The sequence below is a fragment of the Polaromonas sp. P3_C2 genome (assembly GCF_056402675.1).
Map to the genome: position 1 here is coordinate 1 of NZ_JBFUGX010000675.1, position 2,160 is coordinate 2,160.

2 protein-coding genes and 1 pseudogene are annotated in these 2,160 nt (G+C 59.8%); 2 read left to right on the forward strand and 1 reads right to left on the reverse strand.

Annotated elements, in window-relative coordinates; translation table 11 throughout:
• A partial coding sequence (locus AC1DWI_RS20595; RefSeq protein ID WP_477725621.1) for a fasciclin domain-containing protein occupies window positions 1-466 on the reverse strand: 466 nt, incomplete at its 3' end.
• A gap of 228 nt (window positions 467-694) precedes the next feature.
• On the opposite strand from AC1DWI_RS20595, the gene pstS reads away from it, so the two are divergent.
• Both pstS and pstC read left to right on the forward strand, forming a co-directional pair.
• Window positions 695-1,738, forward strand: coding sequence for a phosphate ABC transporter substrate-binding protein PstS (gene pstS, locus AC1DWI_RS20600; protein ID WP_477670889.1), 1,044 nt, complete (start codon window positions 695-697; stop codon window positions 1,736-1,738).
• A gap of 117 nt (window positions 1,739-1,855) precedes the next feature.
• Window positions 1,856-2,160: pseudogene (gene pstC, locus AC1DWI_RS20605) on the forward strand (phosphate ABC transporter permease PstC); the annotation flags it as partial.

A 2,160-nucleotide genomic window follows, 5' to 3' on the forward strand; every position in this document is an offset into this window, starting at 1 on the left:
GAATCAGCACGCTGTCCACAATGTGAACAACGCCATTGGTGGCGGAAATGTCGGCGGTCTGGACCATGGCGTCCTCGATGGTGACGAATTCGCCGGCCTTGGAGAGCGCCACATTGGCGCCGTTGACGGTTTTGGCGTTGCCGTTTTTGACGTCAGCTGCCATCACCTTGCCGGGAACGAGGTGGTAGGCCAGAACCGCCTTGAGTTTGGCCGGGTCTTTGGCGAGCTCGTCCATGGTTTTGGCCGGCACTTTGGCGAAAGCCGCGTTGGTGGGCGCGAATACGGTGTAAGGGCCGGTGCCCTTGAGTGTGTCGGTCAGCCCGGCTTTGGCTACCAGGCCATTGAGGGTGCTGAGCTGCGATTGGGTGGCAATCGTGTCTGCCACGGACACCGGGGTGGAGGTGGTGGCGCAGCCGGCGAGGGCGGCAACAGCGGTAGCGAGGACCAGAAAGCGGCGGTTCAACATGAAAGATTCTCCTGATTAATCCTGATTAAGACGAGGCCAAGGGTAGGAGAGCCCGATGACAGATTCGTGACGGTAATTTGAAGGTTTTGTGACGCTATAGAGGGGCGGCAGCCCGCCGGGAGGCTGTCATATTTGTCACATCCTTGTCACACAAGATTTCTACAGTCGACGCATCTTCCCGATCAATCCCAACCAGTTTCGACCAATCCCAACCCAAGAGGTGTTCTGATGAACCTGACTTTCAAAGCTTCCCTGACTACCGTAGTAGGCCTTGCCCTGACGTCGCTTGCCACGCTCGCCGCCGCCCAGGACGTGACCGGCGCCGGTGCGAGCTTCCCGGCCCCCCTGTATTCCAAGTGGGCGGCTGACTACAACAAGGCCACCAGCGTCAAGATCAACTACCAGTCGGTCGGTTCAGGCGCCGGTTTGCGCCAGATTGAAGCCAAAACGGTCGATTTTGGCGCCTCTGATGCCCCCCTGAAAGATGAAGAACTGGCCAAAAAAGGCCTGATGCAATTTCCCACGGTGATCGGCGGCGTCATTCCTGTGGTCAATATCAAGGGCATCACCCCCGGCCAGCTCAAGCTGAGCGGCCAGGTGCTGGGCGACATCTACCTTGGCAAGATCACCAAGTGGACCGACCCGGCCATCAAGGCCCTGAACCCCACGCTGCCCCTGCCTGACGCCGCCATCGCACCGGTGCGCCGCGCCGACGGCTCCGGCACCAGCTTCATCTTCACCAACTACCTGAGCAAGGTCAACGCCGAGTGGAAGTCCAAAGTGGGCGAGGGCACCGCAGTGAACTGGCCCGTAGGCGCTGGCGGCAAGGGCAATGAAGGCGTGGCGGCATTCGTCGGCCGTCTGCCTAATTCGATCGGCTATGTGGAATACGCCTACGTCAAGCAAAACAAGATGACTTTTGCCCAGCTGAAGAACGCCGCTGGCAACTTCGTGTCGCCTGAAGATGGCGCATTCAAGGCCGCCGCCGCAGGTGCCGAGTGGTCCAAGAGCTTCTACCAGATCCTGACCGAGCAGCCTGGCAAGGATTCGTGGCCCATCACCGGCGCTACTTTCATCCTGATGCAGAAAGTCCAGGACAAGCCTGCCCAGGCCGCTGCTTCACTCAAGTTCTTTGAGTGGGCTTACAAAAACGGCGACAAAACTGCCGACGACCTGGACTATGTGCCCATGCCTGCCGCCGTGAAAACCATCATTGAAAAAGCCTGGGGCGACATCAAGGACACCTCGGGCAAGGTTGTCGCTTACAAATAAGCGCAACAAGCTGATTTTCCGCAGTCGTTACATACCATAGGGGTTTCTCACGTGTCCTCTACACTTCCGGCTAGCCGGGCCGCTTTTGACCACCCGGCAAAAGCGACCGGACGCGATATGACCAATCCTCCTCCTGGCGGCACTGTGCGCAGAAGCCCCCTGGCAGATCGGCTTTTCGGCTGGGCTGCGCAGGGCGCGGCCTGGCTGACACTGGCCCTGCTGGCCGGCATCCTGGTTTCCCTCGTCATCGGGGCGTGGCCAGCGATCAGCAAATACGGCCTCGGCTTCCTCACCAGCAGCGTCTGGGACCCTGTCAAGGGCGAGTACGGCGGACTGGTCATGATTTACGGCACCATTGCCACGTCATTGATCGCACTGCTCATCGCGGTGCCGGTGAGCTTCGGCATCGCGCTGTTCCTGAC